We start from the raw sequence: 18,342 nt of genomic DNA on the forward strand, positions 1-18,342 counted from the left end.
AAAGTAAATTTCAAATTTACAAAGATTAAAAAGGAGAATCAAATTTGTTAAATGTAGGTAATATTTTATCTTTAGTAGAGATAATTATTTTTTCTGATGCTATTTGCCAATCGATTGCTAAGATTTTGTCATTCCATAAAATACCATCCTCATATTTAGGCGCATAAGTATTATCAACTTTATAAGAAAAGATGGCTTCCTTAGAAAGCACAACGAAACCATGTGCAAATCCTCTTGGAATAAACAATTGTTTTTTATTTTCTTCGGATAATAGTACTGAAATAGACTTACCGTAAGTTGGAGATTTTGGTCTTATATCTACCACAACATCCAAAACTTTTCCTTGAATACAACGCACTAATTTAGCTTGCGCAAAAGGTGGTTTTTGAAAATGTAAGCCTCTTAAAACGCCAAAAGTGGATTTTGACTCGTTATCCTGCTCAAAATTAATTTTACCAATATTTTCAGTAAATTCTTGTTGATTAAAAGATTCAAAAAAATAACCACGTTCATCTTTAAAAACTTTTGGCTCGATAATTACAACTTCGGGGATTTCTGTTTTGGTAAAAATCATTACATTTCTTTTACTAAATTCAGTAAATATTGTCCGTAGCTATTTTTCTGTAAAGGTGCTGCTAATTTTTTTACTTGTTCTTTATTTACATATCCCATATACAGCGCTATTTCTTCTAAACAAGCAACTTTTAAACCTTGTCTCTTTTCAATGGTTTCAACAAACTGACTGGCTTCTAATAGCGAATCGTGAGTACCTGTGTCTAACCAAGTATAACCACGTCCCATTAACTCGACTTTTAACTGACGATTCTCTAAATATTGTTGATTTACTGAAGTAATTTCTAACTCTCCTCTATTAGATGGTTTTACTTTTTTAGCAATTTCGATCACATTATTCGGATAAAAATACAAACCAACCACAGCGTAATTAGATTTTGGGTTTTCTGGCTTTTCTATAATTGATTTTGCATTTCCGTTTTCATCAAAATCAACGACACCATAACGATTAGCTTCTTTTACGTAATATCCAAAAACTGTAGCTTTTTTATTATTTATAACATTGTTTTTTGCAGACGCTAGCATTTCTGGCAGTCCATGTCCGTAAAAAATATTATCGCCCAATATTAAACAAACATCATCTGTTCCTATAAAATCTTCTCCAATAATAAAAGCCTGTGCTAATCCGTCTGGAGAAGGTTGTTCTGCATAACTTAAGGTAATTCCTAAATCAGTTCCGTCTCCTAATAATTTTATAAAATTCGGTAAATCTTCAGGTGTAGAAATAATTAAAACTTCTTTAATTCCTGCCAGCATTAATACTGATAGTGGATAATAAATCATCGGTTTATCATATACAGGAAGTAACTGTTTAGATACCCCTTTAGTTATAGGATATAATCGAGTACCTGAGCCACCTGCTAATATGATTCCTTTCATTTATTTGTAATAATTTAAATGTTTACTACTCTTGACTTTCTTGCCATTTCCAAGCAGAATTTAATGCTTCGTCTAGTGTTTTTTCTGATTTCCATCCTAATACCTCATTTGCTTTTGTTGTATCTGCATAAGCAGCAATAACATCACCTTCTCTTCTATCAGAAATTTTATAATTTAACTTTTTATTCGTAACTTTTTCAAAGGTATCAATTACTTCTTTTACTGAACTCCCTTTTCCTGTTCCGATATTAAAAAACTCATAATTTTCGTTATTTTTATTTTCTAACAAACGTTCTAAAGCAATAACATGTGCTTTAGCAAGATCTACTACATGAATATAATCTCTCACAGCAGTACCATCTGTAGTTGGATAATCGTCTCCAAAAACTGCTAATTCTTTACGAATACCTGCAGCTGTTTGAGTTATAAATGGAATTAAATTTTGAGGTGTTCCAATTGGTAATTCTCCTATTTTTATAGAGTTATGAGCTCCTATTGGGTTAAAGTAACGCAGTACAATAGCATTCATATTATATGCTTTGCAAGTATCTTTTATAATTTCTTCTCCTATTTTTTTAGTATTTCCATAAGGAGATTCAGCGGGTTTTAATGGAGCCTGTTCTGTTATTGGTAATTCATCTGCTTGACCATAAACAGTACACGAAGAGCTAAAAATAAAGTTATCTACTTTAGTATTCTTCATTTCTTGCAATAAATACACTAAACTATTTATATTATTCTCGTAATAATCTAACGGTTTTTCTACACTTTCTCCAACAGCCTTAAATGCCGCAAAATGAATAATTCCGTCAATTTTGTTTTCACTAAACAGTTTTTGAACGTCATTTTTAATACGCAAATCTATTTGCTTAAAATCAACTGATTTATTTGTTATAGCAACTATATTATCTAATACTTCAATGTTGCTATTAGATAAATCATCTACAATTAACACTTCAAATCCTGACTTTTGAAGTTCTACAACTACATGAGAGCCTATAAAACCTAAACCTCCAGTTACTAATATTCTTTTCATCTTTAATTGTTTTGAATTTAAAAAACGTTATAGCTATTTTTTATCTAACTTTTCATAAACTGAGTTATTTGAAATATACTCAGGAACTAACTTCTTGATATTGGAAACAGTTTTTCTACTATCTAACACATCATTTTCTTGTTCTAATTTATGAATTAAAGTTAAACTTTTTTCGCTATCTAACTTTTGTGTTTTAGCTATCATAATTTTATCATGATAAGTGGGTATTGTATTCTCTCCTGTAGCTAATAATTCTTCGTATAATTTTTCACCAGGTCGTAATCCTGTTATTTTAATATCAACATCTTCAGGATATTTTAACCCAGAAAGGTGTATCATTTTTTTTGCTACATCAAAAATCTTGACAGATTTTCCCATATCAAAAATATAAATCTCACCACCATCACCCATTGTACCAGCTTCTAAAACCAACCTACATGCCTCAGGAATCGTCATAAAATAACGTGTAATATCTTTATGCGTAACTGTTAATGGCCCACCTTTTTCTATTTGTTTTTTAAACAATGGTATAACTGATCCATTAGAACCCAATACATTTCCAAATCGAGTTATTGTAAATTTGGTTGTTTTGCTTTTATCACTTAAACAACCTATGTACATTTCTGCAACACGTTTGGTTGCCCCCATTACATTTGTTGGGTTCACAGCTTTATCAGTCGACACCATAACAAAACGATCTACTTCGTATTTTAAAGATAAATCTGCTATTTTTTTTGTCCCTAATACATTTATCTTAACCGCTTCATATGGACTCTCTTCCATTAAAGGAACGTGTTTGTATGCTGCCGCATGAAACACCTTTTGTGGTCGATATTCTTTAAATATCGACTCCATTCGCTCTGCGTCTCTAACATCAGCTACTATGGCTGTAAAATTAACAACTCCTTGTTGAGTTAATTCTTGTTGTAAATCATACAAATCAGATTCGGCTTGATCTATTAAAATTAAATGCTTGTGTTTGTATCTACTTAACTGCCTTGAAATTTCACTACCTATAGAACCTGCAGCACCAGTTACAAGAATTACTTTACCATTTACATCTCTTTGTAAAATAGGATTATCAATTAAAATAGGAGCTCTATCTAATAAATCTTCAATTTTAACATCTCTAATTTGATTCGCTTGTAAATCTCCATCAATCCAATTTGTTAATGCAGGAACAATTTTCACGTTTACATCAAAATTTATGAAGTAATCTGTTATTTCAAGTAATCTTGAAGCTTTTACGTTTTGTATCGATATAATAATTTCATCAATATTATTTTTTTCAATAAAATCATGCGTTATCGTTTCTAAATTGTAAATCCTTATTCTATCAATCTTTTTATTGATTTTATTCGGGTTATCATCTAAAAAACCTAATACATCATAACGCGTTTTTGTATCTTTATTTAAAGCTGCATAAGTAATTAAACCAGAATCTCCAGCTCCATATATTAAAGCATTTGTAACATCACTAATCTCAGATGAAATAATTTCATAAAATGCTTTAAAAACAAACCTACTTAATATGAGTATAAAAATATTAACAAAATAATGAATTATTATAATTGAAATTGGGATTGTAAACTTACTAAATACGCCAATAAATCTATTAAAAAAAACAACTATAATAGTAATTACTGCCAATAAAGAAACCCCTATAAATACATTAAAGACATCTCTTGTTCCTGTATGTCTAATAATTCCTTTATAAGAACCTACCACTAAAAAACTAAATAAAGCTATAGATATTACTAGTGGTATTTGAAATAACAAATGTGTTAAATCAAAATTTAAACTTGCGTTAAACCTCACAAAATATGAAAAAACAAAAGACAAACATACCAAGAAAATATCTATTCCTAATACCAACCACTTAGATGCTGATTTGTTTAATGTTTTAATAAGAAACTGTTTAACCATAACTCTACTTTTTTAACACAAAACTACAACAAATTATTATAAAACATATAAATTCCAGCAATCTGTCCTCATGATTTTTCAATTAAAAAAACTAATTATTTTTCTTTAATATTAAAAGTTAATCTATTTTTTCATAAGCTAAGAATCAGATACAATATAATTAGTTCCGTAAAAAAAACCATCAATTAATATAAGTTCATGATGTGCATCATCTTTTTTCCTTTTCTTTGACTTAAAACCTTCCCAGATGGTAACCTTCTCACCCCCGCTTATAATAAAAGCACCTGGATATGGTTTTGTAGTAGCTCTAACCAATCTATCAACTTCATCCATTGACATTTCTTCAAAGAGCTCCCCATCCATAGGTTTTCTACCCTTCCAGTAGGTTGCTTTTGATTCGTCTTGCACTCTCCCTTTTACATTATTGTTTAATATATCAATAAATAACTTTTTAATTAAAATTTCGTGAGCAAAGTTTATTTTATTATATAAAGTTAAAGCTGTTTCATTTGAATCTACAGTAACCTCTTCTTGCCTTAAAATTAAACCTGTGTCAACACCAACATCCATTTTAAAAAAAGAAACACCTGTCTTTTTTACTCCTTTTATGATTGCCCAAGGAATAGCAGCTCTCCCTCTTCCAACTGGTAATAAAGTAGGATGAGCTCCTATAGCTCCAATATTAGATGCTTCAATGACTTCTTTAGAAGCAATCTGAGACCAGCCTATAATAAATAACCAATCAATATCATAATCTTTAATCGCCTGGATAACAATAGCATCATTTACATGATTTGATTTTACAACTGGAATATTATTTTTTTCAGCAAAATCATCAACAAAAATTCTTCCTGATTTTTTTTTTGCTTTTTCATCCGGTATGGTGATTATTAAATCTAACGAGCCATTTATTTCATATATAGCTTCCATACAACTCAATCCTATTTGAACACAGGTTACAAATGCAAATTTCATACTAGTATGCTGGTGGTTTTTTAGTGAAATATTCTAAAGTTTTAAAAAGGATTAGTAAATCCATTTTTAAAGATATTCTTTCTGCGTATTCGCCATCAAATTTGGCCTTTACCTTTTCAGGCATGTTGTCATATGAATTAACTTGTGCCCAACCTGTTAGCCCAGGTTTTAAGAATAGTGATTTATTTTCTCTTCGCATAGTAATTAACTTTTCTTGCGAAGGAATTGGTGGTCTTGGCCCAATAAAACTCATATCTCCTTTTAATACGTTTAAAAACTGCGGTAGTTCATCTAAATTTGTACGCCTGATTAGTTTACCAAAAGGTGTAATTTTTAGTTTATTTTTTTGATGCGATTCTACATTTGGCGTTTTTAAAGGCATACTTCTAAATTTGTAAAACATAAACTCTTTTCCACTCTTACCAACACGCATTTGTTTGAATATTGGAGTACCAAAATCTTGTAGAAAAATAATTAGGGCAACAATAAGATAAATTGGTATTAATACCATCATTAATATGATGGCTAATAGTATATCAAATAATCTTTTAAATAATAAAAACATAATTTATTTTATGGTTCAATAATATTCATTGCTGTTTGAAACGCTTCACAATAATTACGACCTACTTGTGAACCTCTTAATGTTGCTAATGCTTTGATAGCTTCATCGCTTCTTGGATGTGGATATGGTCGCATAACTCCTTCATAAGCATATAGTGCTTTTAGCTTTTGCTCTACACCTATTTCGCCTACCTCTATGAAGGTGTCAGGCGTAAAGTTTTGCCCATCAACAGGGAAAGCCCAATCTGTAGAAGAAGGGATTTCCATAAAGTATAATCCTTTTAAAGCTTTGCAAGGTTTTCTTTGATATAATCTAGCAGCTGCTTGACAGGCTTTAGAGGTATGATAATGATCATTATTTAAGTCATATGGATGATGTGTAATAATAACATCTGGTTGTACTTGTTCAATAATTCCCTCAATATATTGTACTAATTCTAAATGTGGAACAGTATTAAATTTTATATTTGGAAAATGTCCTAATATAGGTTCTTCTGCTCCCATAAATTTTTGAGCATTACTAGTATGTTCTTTGAGCTCATCTTCGTTTGGTTTATGTCGCCTAGCAGCTACTTTTCCTGATAAAATACAATTGTATACCAGGTGCCCTTTTTGCGATAACACATAAGAACTTGCGCCAAAGCCTAAAGCTTCATCGTCAGGGTGAGCTGTGATTGTTAAATATATTTTTTGCATTTACTCTTTTTTAAAACTATTTATTGTTTTTCTCATTCCTAATTCCGCAGATAAAGGTAATGCTTTTAAAGATAATGCTTTTTTAATTTTTCTGTTTGAAACTATATAATTCTCAGTTAGTTTACTTAACCTTTCTGAATTAATTGGTAAACTAAAAACATCACCGATTCTTGCTACTACATTTAGTAATACTTTTGGAGTTTTAATTATTACTGCAGGTTTATTAATTTCATCTCCAATCAAAGAAACCAATTCTATCGTTGACAAAGCTCTATCATCCGAGACATTGTATATTCCGGAATCTATATCCGATTTTAACATTTTATCTACTAAATAACAAAAATTATCAATTGACAAAAAAGATCTTAAATTAGAATATTTCCCTAGAGGGTATGGTATTTTTTTATCTACAAAATTATATAACAAATTTAAATTCCCTTTATTGTTTGGTCCATGAATCATACATGGCCTTAATATATAAACTTTTTTATTTGGCGGTATTTTTTTAGATAAAATATATTTTTCAGCAGCCAATTTAGATTTGCCATAAATGGTTGTTGGCTCAGGTAAATGTTCTTCAGTTAAAATTTCGTCTATGAAATCTCTTGAAGCTTTTACTGAACTCACATAAATAAAAAACTTACTATTACTTTTTAGAAAAACATCAAATAATTTTATAGTTAGATCTGTATTAACTTCAAAGTACTCTTCTGGTTTTGACACATTTTTTAAATCATGAGCTTTACCTGCCAAATGAATTATTGCAAAACATTTATTAAAAATATTTTCATTTAACTCTTCATAATTAAATACATGACTTTCTTTAATTGTTCTACTTACCTTATATATTTCATAGTTAGATTTTCTTTTAAGATATGAAATTAAATTTCCTCCTACAAAACCAGAACTACCTGTTACTAATATTTTTTCTTTCATTTAATATATCAAATAAGAAGTTATATAAAAAAACAGGATATGTTCTTAAATTACGATAAAAAATTTCTTTTTCCTTAAACATTCTGTACAAAAACCTTAAATGTAATTTATTTATTATTTTAGGAAAGTAATTTACTTTTTTGGATGATTGGTGTAAAAAACCTCCACAACTAAAGCCTATTCCTTGAAAACCTTTTTCTTTAAGATCAATTAAAAAACTCTCTTGCATTGGTGTACCCATTCCTACTACTACAATATCTGGAGATAATTTTAAAATATTTTCAATGATAATACCCTTTTCGTTTGGTGTAAAATACCCATTCCTATAACCAACAATATTTAATTTTGGATAGACTTTTAAAAAATTCTCAGAGCTTTTTTTTATTTCCTTTGATTTTGATCCAATCAAAAATACTTTTTTGTTTTTTAACTCACTAAATTTAAAAACCAAATTTGCAGCTGATGTGTTGTCAAAACTATATCGTTTTGTTTTTATATTAATAAATTTTAACATTAATACCAATAAAATTCCATCAACAAATAATCCATCTAATTTATTAATATCGAATTTAATATTACCCCTCAAAACATTATAAGAGTATGGGTTTAAGAAAGAGTAAATTCCTCCATTTAAAAACTCTAGTTCCTTAAAAAAAGTATCAGGATCTTTAACTATTAGTTTTTTAATCTTTTCTATTAACATAATAATTTAAAACAACTCATTATAATTAACTCTATCAAAAATATTTAAGTTCCCACCATAGGTTGCATTATATATTTTTCGCCCATCAAATTCATACATTAGTTTTGAAAGTTTATAACTTTTTAAAACATTATGAAGTTTAGGATCATGCCAAGTTTTACCTTTACCAAAATAATCTGGATGAAAATGATTTACATCATCTTCTGTACTCTCTATAACATGTCCATCAACTTTTGCACTCTCAGGTATATTGTATGAGAAATCCATACCAATTAAATATACCTCAGTAAAACCTAAATAATATGCTAACTGTAAATTGTCTATCGTTACAGATTGTCCTGCATAAACTCTATTTTCACAATCTAATGAAAATCTTGGGGTTTCAAAATACGGGCTTTTTTCATTATAGAATGATCTATTCATATTGAAAAAAAAAGTATTTTTTCTGTTTTTTATCTTTGGTTTATAAATACTAGGAAAGAACTTATAATCACAATCATAATCATTAATTTCCTTTGTATTATCATTCATCACTGCCTTATCCTCTACTACATAAAAATTAGGTTTATAACCCATTTCTTTTGTTTTATAAAAGATTCCATTGACTGCAAAACTATATTCATTTTTTAACTTACCTAAATCTAATTTATTTAAAGATGGACCATTACCAACAATAAAACACCTCTTTCCCTTATATTTGTCTTTTAGATTTAATATTTTTTTTCTTTTAAAACCATAAAATAAACCAGGCTCATCAATTATTGATAATGGAAATTTTTTTAATATATATTTCTTTATTTTTTTTCTAAACATTGCTTTATTTTTTCTTTGATCAAATCCATTCCTTCATCTGACATATGTATATTATCACATGTATATTTTCTCACTTCCTTTAAGGAGAAATTTGTAAAATCAATGATATTTACGTTATTCCCTAATAAATTCATTAATTGTTTACTTTTATCATTTACCATATTTATATTTATTGGTCTATCTTTAGGGTAATTACCCCTCCATTTAAGATCTACAGGATTGCAGCTAATCCAAATATGATTAGGTATATTTGAAAACTTATTTCCAATAAGTTCTAGGTTTTCTTCAGCTAAGATTGCAGATGTTTTTACACCAAAATATTCTTCTTCATATATTTTTAAATCAATTAATTTATTAAAAAACTCTTTCCCAAAAATTTTAATAATTTTATTTTTCTTTAAATTAAGTATGCTTTCTATGTCATTATAAGGTCTTGGTGAAAAATCAACAACACCTATGTGAGAAATAACGTAATCATATTTTTTACGTCTTATGTTATTCTCATAAAGATATAAAAAATCAAATATTGTAGTATGCTTTTCTTCACAAATATGCACATCACAATTATATTTTTTAATAAAAGAATATAGATAAGATTTAAAAGGTGTTTTTCTACAGTCTAAATCTGCGATTTGATACCCTCTAGAATCTGTATACAAGAGTATTCTTTCTTTATTTCTATTTAAAATTTTATAATAACCAAGAAAAAAAAACATTCTTGCTTTTGCTATAGTAAATCTCGTAATTCTAAAAAACTTTTCCATTTATCAATTTTTATTATTAAAATTTATTTAAATTAACATCAGTATAAAACTTAAGTCCTAGTGAAAAAACACAAAAACTAACAAATATAAATATTATATTAGAAGAGTAAAAACCAAAAAAAGATTCAGTTATCCCTAATAAAACCCAATAAATAAAAAAAGACAAAATATAAACACTTTCGTGAAAACATTTCGACCAAGTATATCGGATAACACGAATTATTTTACGTTGAATTAATAATATTATTAACAAACCTATATAACCATAATCAAATAATACTGAATAAAACAAACTATGCGGAGTTTTCGTCTCCCCTCCTTCATCTCCTGAAAAAATAGCAGACCACAAAATAGATGCTCCAGACTTATAGTGCCCAAACTCTCCATACCCCACAATATGGATAGGTTTAAAATTAAAAAATTCCAAAAAAGAAATACCCCAGATTAAACTTCTTGAGTTACCCGTTGCAAAATCTTCTGAGGACCTTGCTAAAAAAGAAAACTCTTCCATTTGTGAAATATATGCCAAAAACAATAGTAATAAATTAGAACCATATAATATTAAAAAAGGCAAAACAAATAAAAATCTCGGTGGTTTTTCTTTATTAAAAAAGAAAACAACAAGAATAAAAATAAATATAGGGTAAAATAATGCAGCTCTAGTATCAAGTATCAATAATATTATTACCGATGTAATTATACTTAAATATATAAATGTTTTATTTAACAACTTATTCCTTAACTTTAACAAGCTTAACAAAAGAAGTAATCCTATAATAGATCTAGACCCCTTAAACCCTTCTATAAATGACCACTCTGGATTATACGCAATTCCTAATCCTGATAAAATAACAAAGTCATTTTTTTTTCCTTCTAAAACAGCATTAACCTCTGGTTCAAAACCGAGAGTTAATAAACTAACATTAATGAAAACACAAAAAAACAGAGGCAGATATATCATCCAATTAAAAATATCACTTATACTTTTTTCTTGAATAAAAGACTTGTTTAATGTTTGAATAAAAGCTATAAAAAAAAAGACAAATTTAGATGTTTGATAAACTATTGAATTAAAGTTAGAACCAATATTATTATTTCTTAGACTCCCTATAACAATCAATAAGAAAAAAACAACCATTAACAAAGGAAGCTTAAAACCAGTGTTTTTTTGCTCAGAAAGAGCATTAAACACAACTAAAGCAATCAATAACAAAGTAGGCAAAACAACCAAAGGTGTCCCTAAAAAAACAACACTTATATTTGAATAAAACAAAGATATTATAACAGCAAATTTTTTCATTTAGATTAACATTATCTTCTTATTAAAAAATTTTTGTAAAACTTTATTTTATTAATGATTGATTTTTTTGATACTAAATTTAATAAAAAAATTAAAAAAACTGACGTAAATCTCCCTTTATATTTAAACTTTTTATTTATATATTTCTTAGATAAACTGTTTAAGTAAAGTGTATGCTCTTCTATAAATCTACGAAGATACTCTTTATTCTTCAACTTATCCGAATCATTACTTCCATGAACTCTGTAGCCTCCTAAATCTAGCTGTAACGTCTTTACATCCCCACAATACATTGCATTCCTTGTAAGCCTAATATCAGGCCATTGCATCAAAAAATTAGCTTTATCAAATGGCAAAAAACCTTCTAAAAAAGATCTTCTAAAAGCTAAAGAGCTAGTTTGAGAAAAAAAATAGCCAAAACTACCTGTAAAAAACATAGCTTCAGGTAAATTAACACCTGACAAAATAGGTCTTTTTCTCTCTTTCAACCCCTCTCCTTTCTCATTAATCAACTTAAAGGTGTGCTGAACACAAACTACTTCTAACTCTTCTTTAAAAACACTCACAACTTTATTTATTTTATTCTCTAAAAAAACATCATCGCTATCTAAAAGAAAAACAATTTCTCCTGATGAAACACTAAAAGCCCTTTCTATCGCATTAGCCTGATTAACAGATGGCTTACCTCCATAATTATCTTCAGAGATTAAAACGATATCATTTCCAAAACTTTTTAAAACATCTAAAGAATCATCTGTTGAACCATCATCATAAACAATGATTTCTAAATCTTTATATTTTTGTTTTAAAACAGAACGAATAGCATAACCTATAAACTTACCGTAATTATAATTATTAATTAAAACACTAACCTTCATTAAAAATCGAATTAAAATCTACTCTTTCAAAAACATTTAAATGCCCTCCTAAGGTAGCATTATAAACTGCTCTTCCTCCTTCTCTGAATTTTTTTTCAGCCTCTTTAAAACCAACTTCCATTCTTTCAACGTTAGGGTCATGCCATCGATAACCTTTACCAAAATAATCTTTTGAAAAATGATTAACATCATCTTCTGTAGATGTTAATTCTAAACTAGAACTCTGATCTTCAATTAGAACTGATTTTGGAATTACATAATTATGATCAAAACCTATCATATAAACTTTTTCAAACCCCATATAATAAGCCATCTGCAGACAAACATAAGTCACGGATCCCCCTACACCAACACTTCTTAAAGCATTATCAGAAAAAAAAGGTTTATATTTTTTTTCATTATAATTCCTTAATAAATTAATAAAAACTGTTTTAGGATCTGATTTCAAACAATATCTTAAAAAGGTTCCAAATATTTTTAATTCAGGTCCTGTATAATTGTTTATCTCCTCTTTCCTATCTTCCGCTACTAAATTATCCTCAACAACATAATAAGTTGGATGGAATTGCATTTTATCATAATTCAAATATATTGCATTCACACCGAAAGTCACTTCCTTTTTAAGCTTAGTTAAATCAAGGCTATTTAAAGAAGGCCCATTACCTATAATAAAACATCTTTTTCCCTTATGTTTATTTTGTAAATTTTTTATTTTTTTTTCATTCGAATTTAAAAACATCCCTTTATTTGCCAATTTATATCTAAGTGTATAAAAAAACCTATTAATTAATGGTGTTTTTAAAGTGTAAGCAAACTTATCTATAAAACAATAATATATATATTTAAGTATTTTTTTCATCAATTTTTAATTAAGAAATTAAGAGTTGCCAAAAGTAATAAAATTATAAGAGGTATTGCAGCTGATTTATAAAAATACTTAACCTTATTTTCATTAAGAGAATTAAGAGACAACTTAACATTCCACCAATTATTTATTACAGCATTCGACACTCCGTATGAAACTGGGAAAGCCCAAGTTGAAAGACTTGGCAATAATAAATAAATTAAAATTAAGTTTATTAACCCCGAAATAATGGCGGTTTTGTAGAAAGGCACTTTATTTGTTGTTACAAAAATTTGTGCATGCATTGCGTGGTGTCTTTCAAAAAACCACACGAAAGCCATTAAAATAATAAAATTAGAATTCTCTAATTTAGATTTAGATCCAATTATCTGTAGAGCATAATCTCCAAAAAGAAATACTAATGAGATTAAAAAAACATAAACAATCAAAGATTTGAATATTGATTCTTGGGTAACAGTTGACAATTCTTTTATTTTACCTTTAACCCTTAATCCAGAAAACACAGGTATTTTAGAATAAAATGGAGCTTGAGAAAACTGGGATGCTATAGTTACAAGTTTTAATGTTAAAAGATATGAAACTAATTGAGAAGAATCTGACAATGTTGAATAAATCAATCCTGTTGCTTGAGTTAAACCTGTAGATGCAAAAATCAAAATACCAGATTGCCATACTGGATTCCATACCCATTTAAAAATATCTTTATCAAAACTAAACAACTTAAATTCCTTAAACTTTTCATTACAAATGAAACGTTCTAAAAAATAATTCCTAAAAAAAAGAAATACTGAAAAAAACAATTGATTGAATGCTAACCACTCAACATTTAACCCTATCAAAACTATACAAATAGATGTAAAAGTATTTAAAACATTATTAATAATATTCCATCTATTTATTAAAGCTACATGATTAGTTCCAATTAGTACAGAATCAAATTTTTTTGATAAAAAATTAAGTACTATACTTAAAATAAACACAAAATATGCAGTTTCTAGAGTAGACTTATCTAGTACCCTATCAATAATATTATAAATAGGCGAAAAGCTAAATACAAAAACTAATATCCCTACTAAAAAGGTTAGTGAAAAATATATAGTATTAACTGTACCATATATTTTTTCTAAAAAAGACCAGTTTGGCTTCCCTTCATCTTTTTTTGAGTTTTTAATTAAAGTTATGTCTTTAATACTATCTAAACCATTAAAAGCATAAGATATTATCCTTGAAAAGGTAGGATAAAAACCAAAGTCGAGAACTATTGCTAAAGAATTAATTGTTAATAACAAGTACCAAAAAGCAATATAATCTTCATTATAACGAGTTAATATAAGAGGTGTTAATAATATTAATTTAAGACTTGAAGAAATTAAATTTCCCCAAGTCATTAATGTTGGTGAATTCCATATTTTTTTTATAATATTCAAATTCTCACACGTTTTCAGTATATTAAACATCTATATTTATGTCTGATACACTTGTTATTAATATATCTAATTTTACTTATAGCTTTGTAAACATTCTTACTAAATTACCAACAGCCATAACACCCTGCCTCTCAACACTTTGATTTGTTCTAGAGCCAACATGAGGTGTTATAATAACATCATTTAAACCTCTTAATTTTTCCCTATCTTCAATTGGTTCAATAGCTAAAACATCTGCTAAATAACCTCTTATTTTACCTTTTTCTAATCCATTAATAATAGATTCTGTGTTTACTAACTTGCCTCTAGCTGTATTTATTATTATTGGTTTCTTTAACAGATTAGTATTTATTACTGTTTCATTAATTAACTCATCAGTTTCTGACGTATGAGGTACATGAAGACTTATTACATCAGAGTTTTCATAAAGATAATTTAACTCATTTGTAAAAAATACGTTAGGGAATTTTTCTAAAAAATTCTCATTCTTATAAACATCAAAAGCTATCACATTTAAACCTAATGCTAATGATTTTTTGGCTAATTCTTTACCTATTGATCCTAAACCAATGATACCAATCGTTTTTCCTTCAATTTCATTCCCCGTTAACCTCTTCCAACTACCTCTTTTAGTTGTTTCATTTTGAATGTGAATATTTTTTTCAAAAGTAAATAATAAGGCTAAAACATGTTCCGCTACAGATACTTGATTAACTCCAGGGCAGTTTGTAACAGGAATACCTATTTCTTTTGCTACTTTAAGATTAATTTTATCTAATCCAACCCCATATTTAGAGATAAATTTTAATTTTCCTAAAGCCCCTTTTCTTAAGACACCTTCTGTATATTCATCATCACCACAAATTACTGCATCATAATCTCCAATTATTGGTAGTAATACTTTTTCATTAACCGGACCTCTAAGGGTATCTACATCGTAGTTTTGTTTTTCAAGAAGTTCTATGTGTTTACCCGGTGTGTCTTGGAATGAAGTAGAAGTTAGTAATACTTTAAATTTTTCTTTCATTATTAATTTTATTTATTACATTATTTAACTCACTAATATCTTTAATTCTATAGCCTTTAAAATTTTTAAATACATTTTTCCCATCTTCTGTTTCTCTTAAAACAAAAGTTATTTTATTGTTAACCGCTGCTTCATAATCTGCATAAGCATCACCTATAAAAATACAGTTTATACTGTTTATATTTTCTTCATTAAGGATTTTATTTACCCAATACCCTTTTTTTTGAGGTGAACCACAAGCTTTATCAAAAAAATCATACATATTTCTTTTTTTTAAAATTGGTATAATTTCTTTAGTTGGTGTTCCTGTTATAATGTATTTTTTATATTCGCCACTCTTCTCTAGAAACTCTGTAGTACCTTTAACTTCTTGAGAATTCACCACCCCATTTACAACTAAATCACTAAATCTTGAAGCATACTTTTCTATTAATTCCTTTGTTACTTCTTGTTTTAACCAATCACCATTATATATTTTTATTTTTTCATATCTAGACACTCCTCCATTTAACTTATGGTGTTCAACTACTTTATTTGCAAACATCACTCCATAATCCATGTATAATTCTCTAAATGCTTGTGTTTTCACATCAACGGATTCAGCAAGAACCCCGTCGAAATCAAAAAAAATATATTTAATTTTTAACTTTTCACTATCCATGTTATATCATTATGTTTTTCAGAAATCAAAGTCATTGGATATTCTTTAATTTTAGAATTAACAATTTTATTCATTATTTCAATTTTATCTTTCCCTTTAATAAATACAATTATCTTTTTTGCATTCAATATTAAAGGATAAGTAAATGTTAATCTATTTTTATTTATTTTTTTAATAAAATTTAAAACTACAATTTCGTCTCTATTATTTAGAGCATTTGTATTAGGAAATAAAGACGCAGTATGTCCATCAATTCCCATACCTAATAAAATTAAATCAAATACTGGTATTTCATTTTTCTTTTCACTAACATTAGAAATAATTTCGTTGGCATACCTATTTATCATTTCAGGATAATCTAATCCTTCTTTAAAAAAAGAAAAAATATTATTAGCATCTATGTGTCTAAAAAAAGAATTGTTTATGTTTCCATAATTACTTTCTGAATCAATTAAAGAGACACATCTTTCATCTACAATAAAAAAATTACATCTACTCCAATCTAAACCTTTTTTTTTTAAATTAATTAAAATAGGGATAGGTGTACTACCTCCAGATAGTGCTATATTAATGTTGCCTTTTTTAAGGTTTTTTGTTTTTTTAAAAAAATCAATGATATATTCCGTAGAGTAATTTACAAAGTCTTTCGTGTATATAATATTATTTTTCATTTTCATGAACAGCTCTTATACATTCTAACAACCCTTGTCCCATATCAATATGTGGATTAGCTATTATTTTTTTACTAACAGATGGTTGAAAAGAATATGGTGTAAATTTATAGTGGTTATTATAACCAGAATTTTCACACTCTATCTCTATTTGATTATTTAATATTTCGTTAATCATTGAAAACATTTCTATTCTCTTCATTCTTTCTACACCAGTAAGTATTACATGCATATTATTAAACTCTTCTTTTTCTATTACATCTACTGAAAGTTTTGCAGCATCAGCAGCGTGGATATATTCTCTAATCTCTAAACCATCACCATGGTGAGTTATTTTTTTATTAATTACAGCCTCTTTTACTAAATTATATATATAATTATTATCATAATTCCTTTCTGAATATACTGAACCATATCTTAGAATCACAAAATTTAAATCATATTTTTTATTATACTCTTCAATAATTTTTTCAGAAGCTAGTTTACTTATGCCGTAAAACGAACCCTTATTGCTCATCGCATAAGCACTACTTGCGTAAATAAATTTTGATATTTTATTTTTCACGCATTGCTCTAAAATTAAAAGGTTTCCCAAAACATTTAACTCAATTGTTTTTATGGGGTCTTTAACCGCTTTATCTAAATTTGCGAAGCCTGCTAAATTATAAACAATATCGTATTTTTTTTTAAAAACTGACTCAATTTCTAACGGAGATGAAATATCACATTCAATATAATCTACATATTCCAAATACTTTTTATACTTCTCAGGTTTAATGATATCAGCGACAGTTATTTTATAGTTTCTTTTTAATAATTCTTCAACTAAATACACCCCAAGAAAACCAAAACCTCCAAAAACTAAAACTTCTTTTTTATTCATTATATTTTTTCTTTTAAAACCTTCATTTCTTCTCTTGCTTTATCTCCTAAAAAGAAAAAATCTAAACTAAAAGCTAAAAATGTGTATCCTTTTTCTATTTTTTCTAAAGTTTTAGAATGATCTGAATCAATAACATGAAAACCTAATGGTTTTTTCATTTTTTTTGTAACCTTATCAATTTTTGCCAAAGCCTTTTGAACGTCCTCTCTATCATATTCTCCAGGATATCCCATTGATGCAGACAAATCGTAAGGCCCAACAATAATTCCATCAATTCCTTCAACAGATAAAATTTCCTCTAAATTATTAACAGCTTCTATGTGTTCTATTTGAGCAATAACTACTGATTGATTTTTATTCCATTCCTGATAATTATTAAACGCTGTTCCATAATGTTGAGCTCTATTAAGTCCAACACCTCTTTTACCTATCGGAGGATATTTAACATAACCAACAGCTCTCTCAGCCTCTTCTTTATTTTTTATCATTGGTACAACAACTCCATCTGCCCCAGCATCTAAAACTTGCTTGATAATTACCTCTTCGTTTTTACTTACTCTAACTAAAGCTTGCATTCCATTTCCTTGAATATGGCCTATGAGGTTCATAGATGTTTCAATGCTTATTGGTGAATGTTCCATATCTATAACCAACCATTCAAACCCTGCTGTGCTTAGAATTTCAATTACCGCTTGATGAGGAATCGTTAACCACGAACCTATACTCAACTCTAGATTTAGTAATTTACTCTTCAAATTACTTTTT

General features: G+C 27.8%; 20 protein-coding genes. All 20 read right to left on the reverse strand.

Annotation, left to right across the window (positions count from 1 at the left end):
- Nucleotides 1–25 precede the first annotated feature (25 nt).
- A complete protein-coding gene (rfbC, locus tag ACN5J5_RS02915; protein WP_418645830.1) occupies nucleotides 26–574 on the reverse strand; it encodes a dTDP-4-dehydrorhamnose 3,5-epimerase in 549 nt (182 codons plus the stop codon).
- The gene (gene rfbA, locus ACN5J5_RS02920; protein ID WP_418645831.1) at nucleotides 574–1,452 is read right to left on the reverse strand and encodes a glucose-1-phosphate thymidylyltransferase RfbA; all 879 of its coding nucleotides are present in this window, start codon (nucleotides 1,450–1,452) and stop codon (nucleotides 574–576) included. The genes rfbC and rfbA overlap by 1 nt, the downstream gene beginning before the upstream one ends.
- A 25-nt stretch (nucleotides 1,453–1,477) precedes the next feature.
- Nucleotides 1,478–2,488, reverse strand: coding sequence for a UDP-glucose 4-epimerase GalE (galE, locus tag ACN5J5_RS02925; RefSeq protein ID WP_418645832.1), 1,011 nt, complete (start codon nucleotides 2,486–2,488; stop codon nucleotides 1,478–1,480).
- Between the two features lie 33 nt (nucleotides 2,489–2,521).
- Nucleotides 2,522–4,414, reverse strand: a complete 1,893-nt coding sequence (locus tag ACN5J5_RS02930) for a nucleoside-diphosphate sugar epimerase/dehydratase (protein ID WP_418645833.1) — start codon at nucleotides 4,412–4,414, stop codon at nucleotides 2,522–2,524.
- 138 nt (nucleotides 4,415–4,552) lie between these two features.
- Complete coding sequence (locus ACN5J5_RS02935) at nucleotides 4,553–5,344, reverse strand: formyltransferase family protein (RefSeq protein ID WP_418645834.1); 792 nt, start codon at nucleotides 5,342–5,344, stop codon at nucleotides 4,553–4,555.
- A gap of 46 nt (nucleotides 5,345–5,390) precedes the next feature.
- Nucleotides 5,391–5,954, reverse strand: a complete 564-nt coding sequence (locus ACN5J5_RS02940) for a sugar transferase (RefSeq protein WP_418645835.1) — start codon at nucleotides 5,952–5,954, stop codon at nucleotides 5,391–5,393.
- Between the two features lie 8 nt (nucleotides 5,955–5,962).
- Nucleotides 5,963–6,649 (reverse strand): PIG-L deacetylase family protein, encoded by a 687-nt coding sequence (locus ACN5J5_RS02945; protein WP_418645836.1) that lies wholly within the window; start codon nucleotides 6,647–6,649, stop codon nucleotides 5,963–5,965.
- Nucleotides 6,650–7,585, reverse strand: a complete 936-nt coding sequence (locus ACN5J5_RS02950; RefSeq protein WP_418645837.1) for an NAD-dependent epimerase/dehydratase family protein — start codon at nucleotides 7,583–7,585, stop codon at nucleotides 6,650–6,652.
- A complete protein-coding gene (locus ACN5J5_RS02955; protein ID WP_418645838.1) occupies nucleotides 7,557–8,288 on the reverse strand; it encodes a WecB/TagA/CpsF family glycosyltransferase in 732 nt (243 codons plus the stop codon). Before ACN5J5_RS02955 ends, ACN5J5_RS02950 begins: the two co-directional genes overlap by 29 nt.
- Nucleotides 8,289–8,294: 6 nt before the next feature.
- Nucleotides 8,295–9,101: a 6-hydroxymethylpterin diphosphokinase MptE-like protein gene (locus tag ACN5J5_RS02960; protein ID WP_418645839.1), complete on the reverse strand. Its 807-nt coding sequence runs from the start codon at nucleotides 9,099–9,101 to the stop codon at nucleotides 8,295–8,297.
- Nucleotides 9,083–9,865 carry a hypothetical protein gene (locus ACN5J5_RS02965; protein ID WP_418645840.1) on the reverse strand — a complete coding sequence of 261 codons (783 nt, stop codon included), beginning with the start codon at nucleotides 9,863–9,865 and terminating at the stop codon, nucleotides 9,083–9,085. The genes ACN5J5_RS02960 and ACN5J5_RS02965 overlap by 19 nt, the downstream gene beginning before the upstream one ends.
- A gap of 16 nt (nucleotides 9,866–9,881) precedes the next feature.
- Nucleotides 9,882–11,165, reverse strand: a complete 1,284-nt coding sequence (locus tag ACN5J5_RS02970; protein ID WP_418645841.1) for an O-antigen ligase family protein — start codon at nucleotides 11,163–11,165, stop codon at nucleotides 9,882–9,884.
- Between the two features lie 11 nt (nucleotides 11,166–11,176).
- On the reverse strand, nucleotides 11,177–12,043 hold the full coding sequence (locus ACN5J5_RS02975; RefSeq protein ID WP_418645842.1) for a glycosyltransferase: 867 nt from the start codon (nucleotides 12,041–12,043) through the stop codon (nucleotides 11,177–11,179).
- Nucleotides 12,033–12,902 carry a 6-hydroxymethylpterin diphosphokinase MptE-like protein gene (locus tag ACN5J5_RS02980; RefSeq protein WP_418645843.1) on the reverse strand — a complete coding sequence of 290 codons (870 nt, stop codon included), beginning with the start codon at nucleotides 12,900–12,902 and terminating at the stop codon, nucleotides 12,033–12,035. Before ACN5J5_RS02980 ends, ACN5J5_RS02975 begins: the two co-directional genes overlap by 11 nt.
- On the reverse strand, nucleotides 12,902–14,335 hold the full coding sequence (locus tag ACN5J5_RS02985) for a hypothetical protein (protein WP_418645844.1): 1,434 nt from the start codon (nucleotides 14,333–14,335) through the stop codon (nucleotides 12,902–12,904). Before ACN5J5_RS02985 ends, ACN5J5_RS02980 begins: the two co-directional genes overlap by 1 nt.
- A gap of 76 nt (nucleotides 14,336–14,411) precedes the next feature.
- The gene (locus tag ACN5J5_RS02990) at nucleotides 14,412–15,362 is read right to left on the reverse strand and encodes an NAD(P)-dependent oxidoreductase (protein ID WP_418645845.1); all 951 of its coding nucleotides are present in this window, start codon (nucleotides 15,360–15,362) and stop codon (nucleotides 14,412–14,414) included.
- The gene (locus ACN5J5_RS02995; protein ID WP_418645846.1) at nucleotides 15,346–16,023 is read right to left on the reverse strand and encodes an HAD family hydrolase; all 678 of its coding nucleotides are present in this window, start codon (nucleotides 16,021–16,023) and stop codon (nucleotides 15,346–15,348) included. The genes ACN5J5_RS02990 and ACN5J5_RS02995 overlap by 17 nt, the downstream gene beginning before the upstream one ends.
- A complete protein-coding gene (pgl, locus tag ACN5J5_RS03000) occupies nucleotides 16,005–16,694 on the reverse strand; it encodes a 6-phosphogluconolactonase (RefSeq protein WP_418645847.1) in 690 nt (229 codons plus the stop codon). Before pgl ends, ACN5J5_RS02995 begins: the two co-directional genes overlap by 19 nt.
- A complete protein-coding gene (locus tag ACN5J5_RS03005; protein ID WP_418645848.1) occupies nucleotides 16,684–17,577 on the reverse strand; it encodes an NAD-dependent epimerase/dehydratase family protein in 894 nt (297 codons plus the stop codon). Before ACN5J5_RS03005 ends, pgl begins: the two co-directional genes overlap by 11 nt.
- Nucleotides 17,577–18,332, reverse strand: coding sequence for an HpcH/HpaI aldolase family protein (locus tag ACN5J5_RS03010; protein WP_418645849.1), 756 nt, complete (start codon nucleotides 18,330–18,332; stop codon nucleotides 17,577–17,579). Before ACN5J5_RS03010 ends, ACN5J5_RS03005 begins: the two co-directional genes overlap by 1 nt.
- Nucleotides 18,333–18,342 lie beyond the last annotated feature (10 nt).

It is taken from the genome of Tenacibaculum insulae (assembly GCF_964512435.1).
Lineage (GTDB): Bacteria > Bacteroidota > Bacteroidia > Flavobacteriales > Flavobacteriaceae > Polaribacter > Polaribacter insulae_A.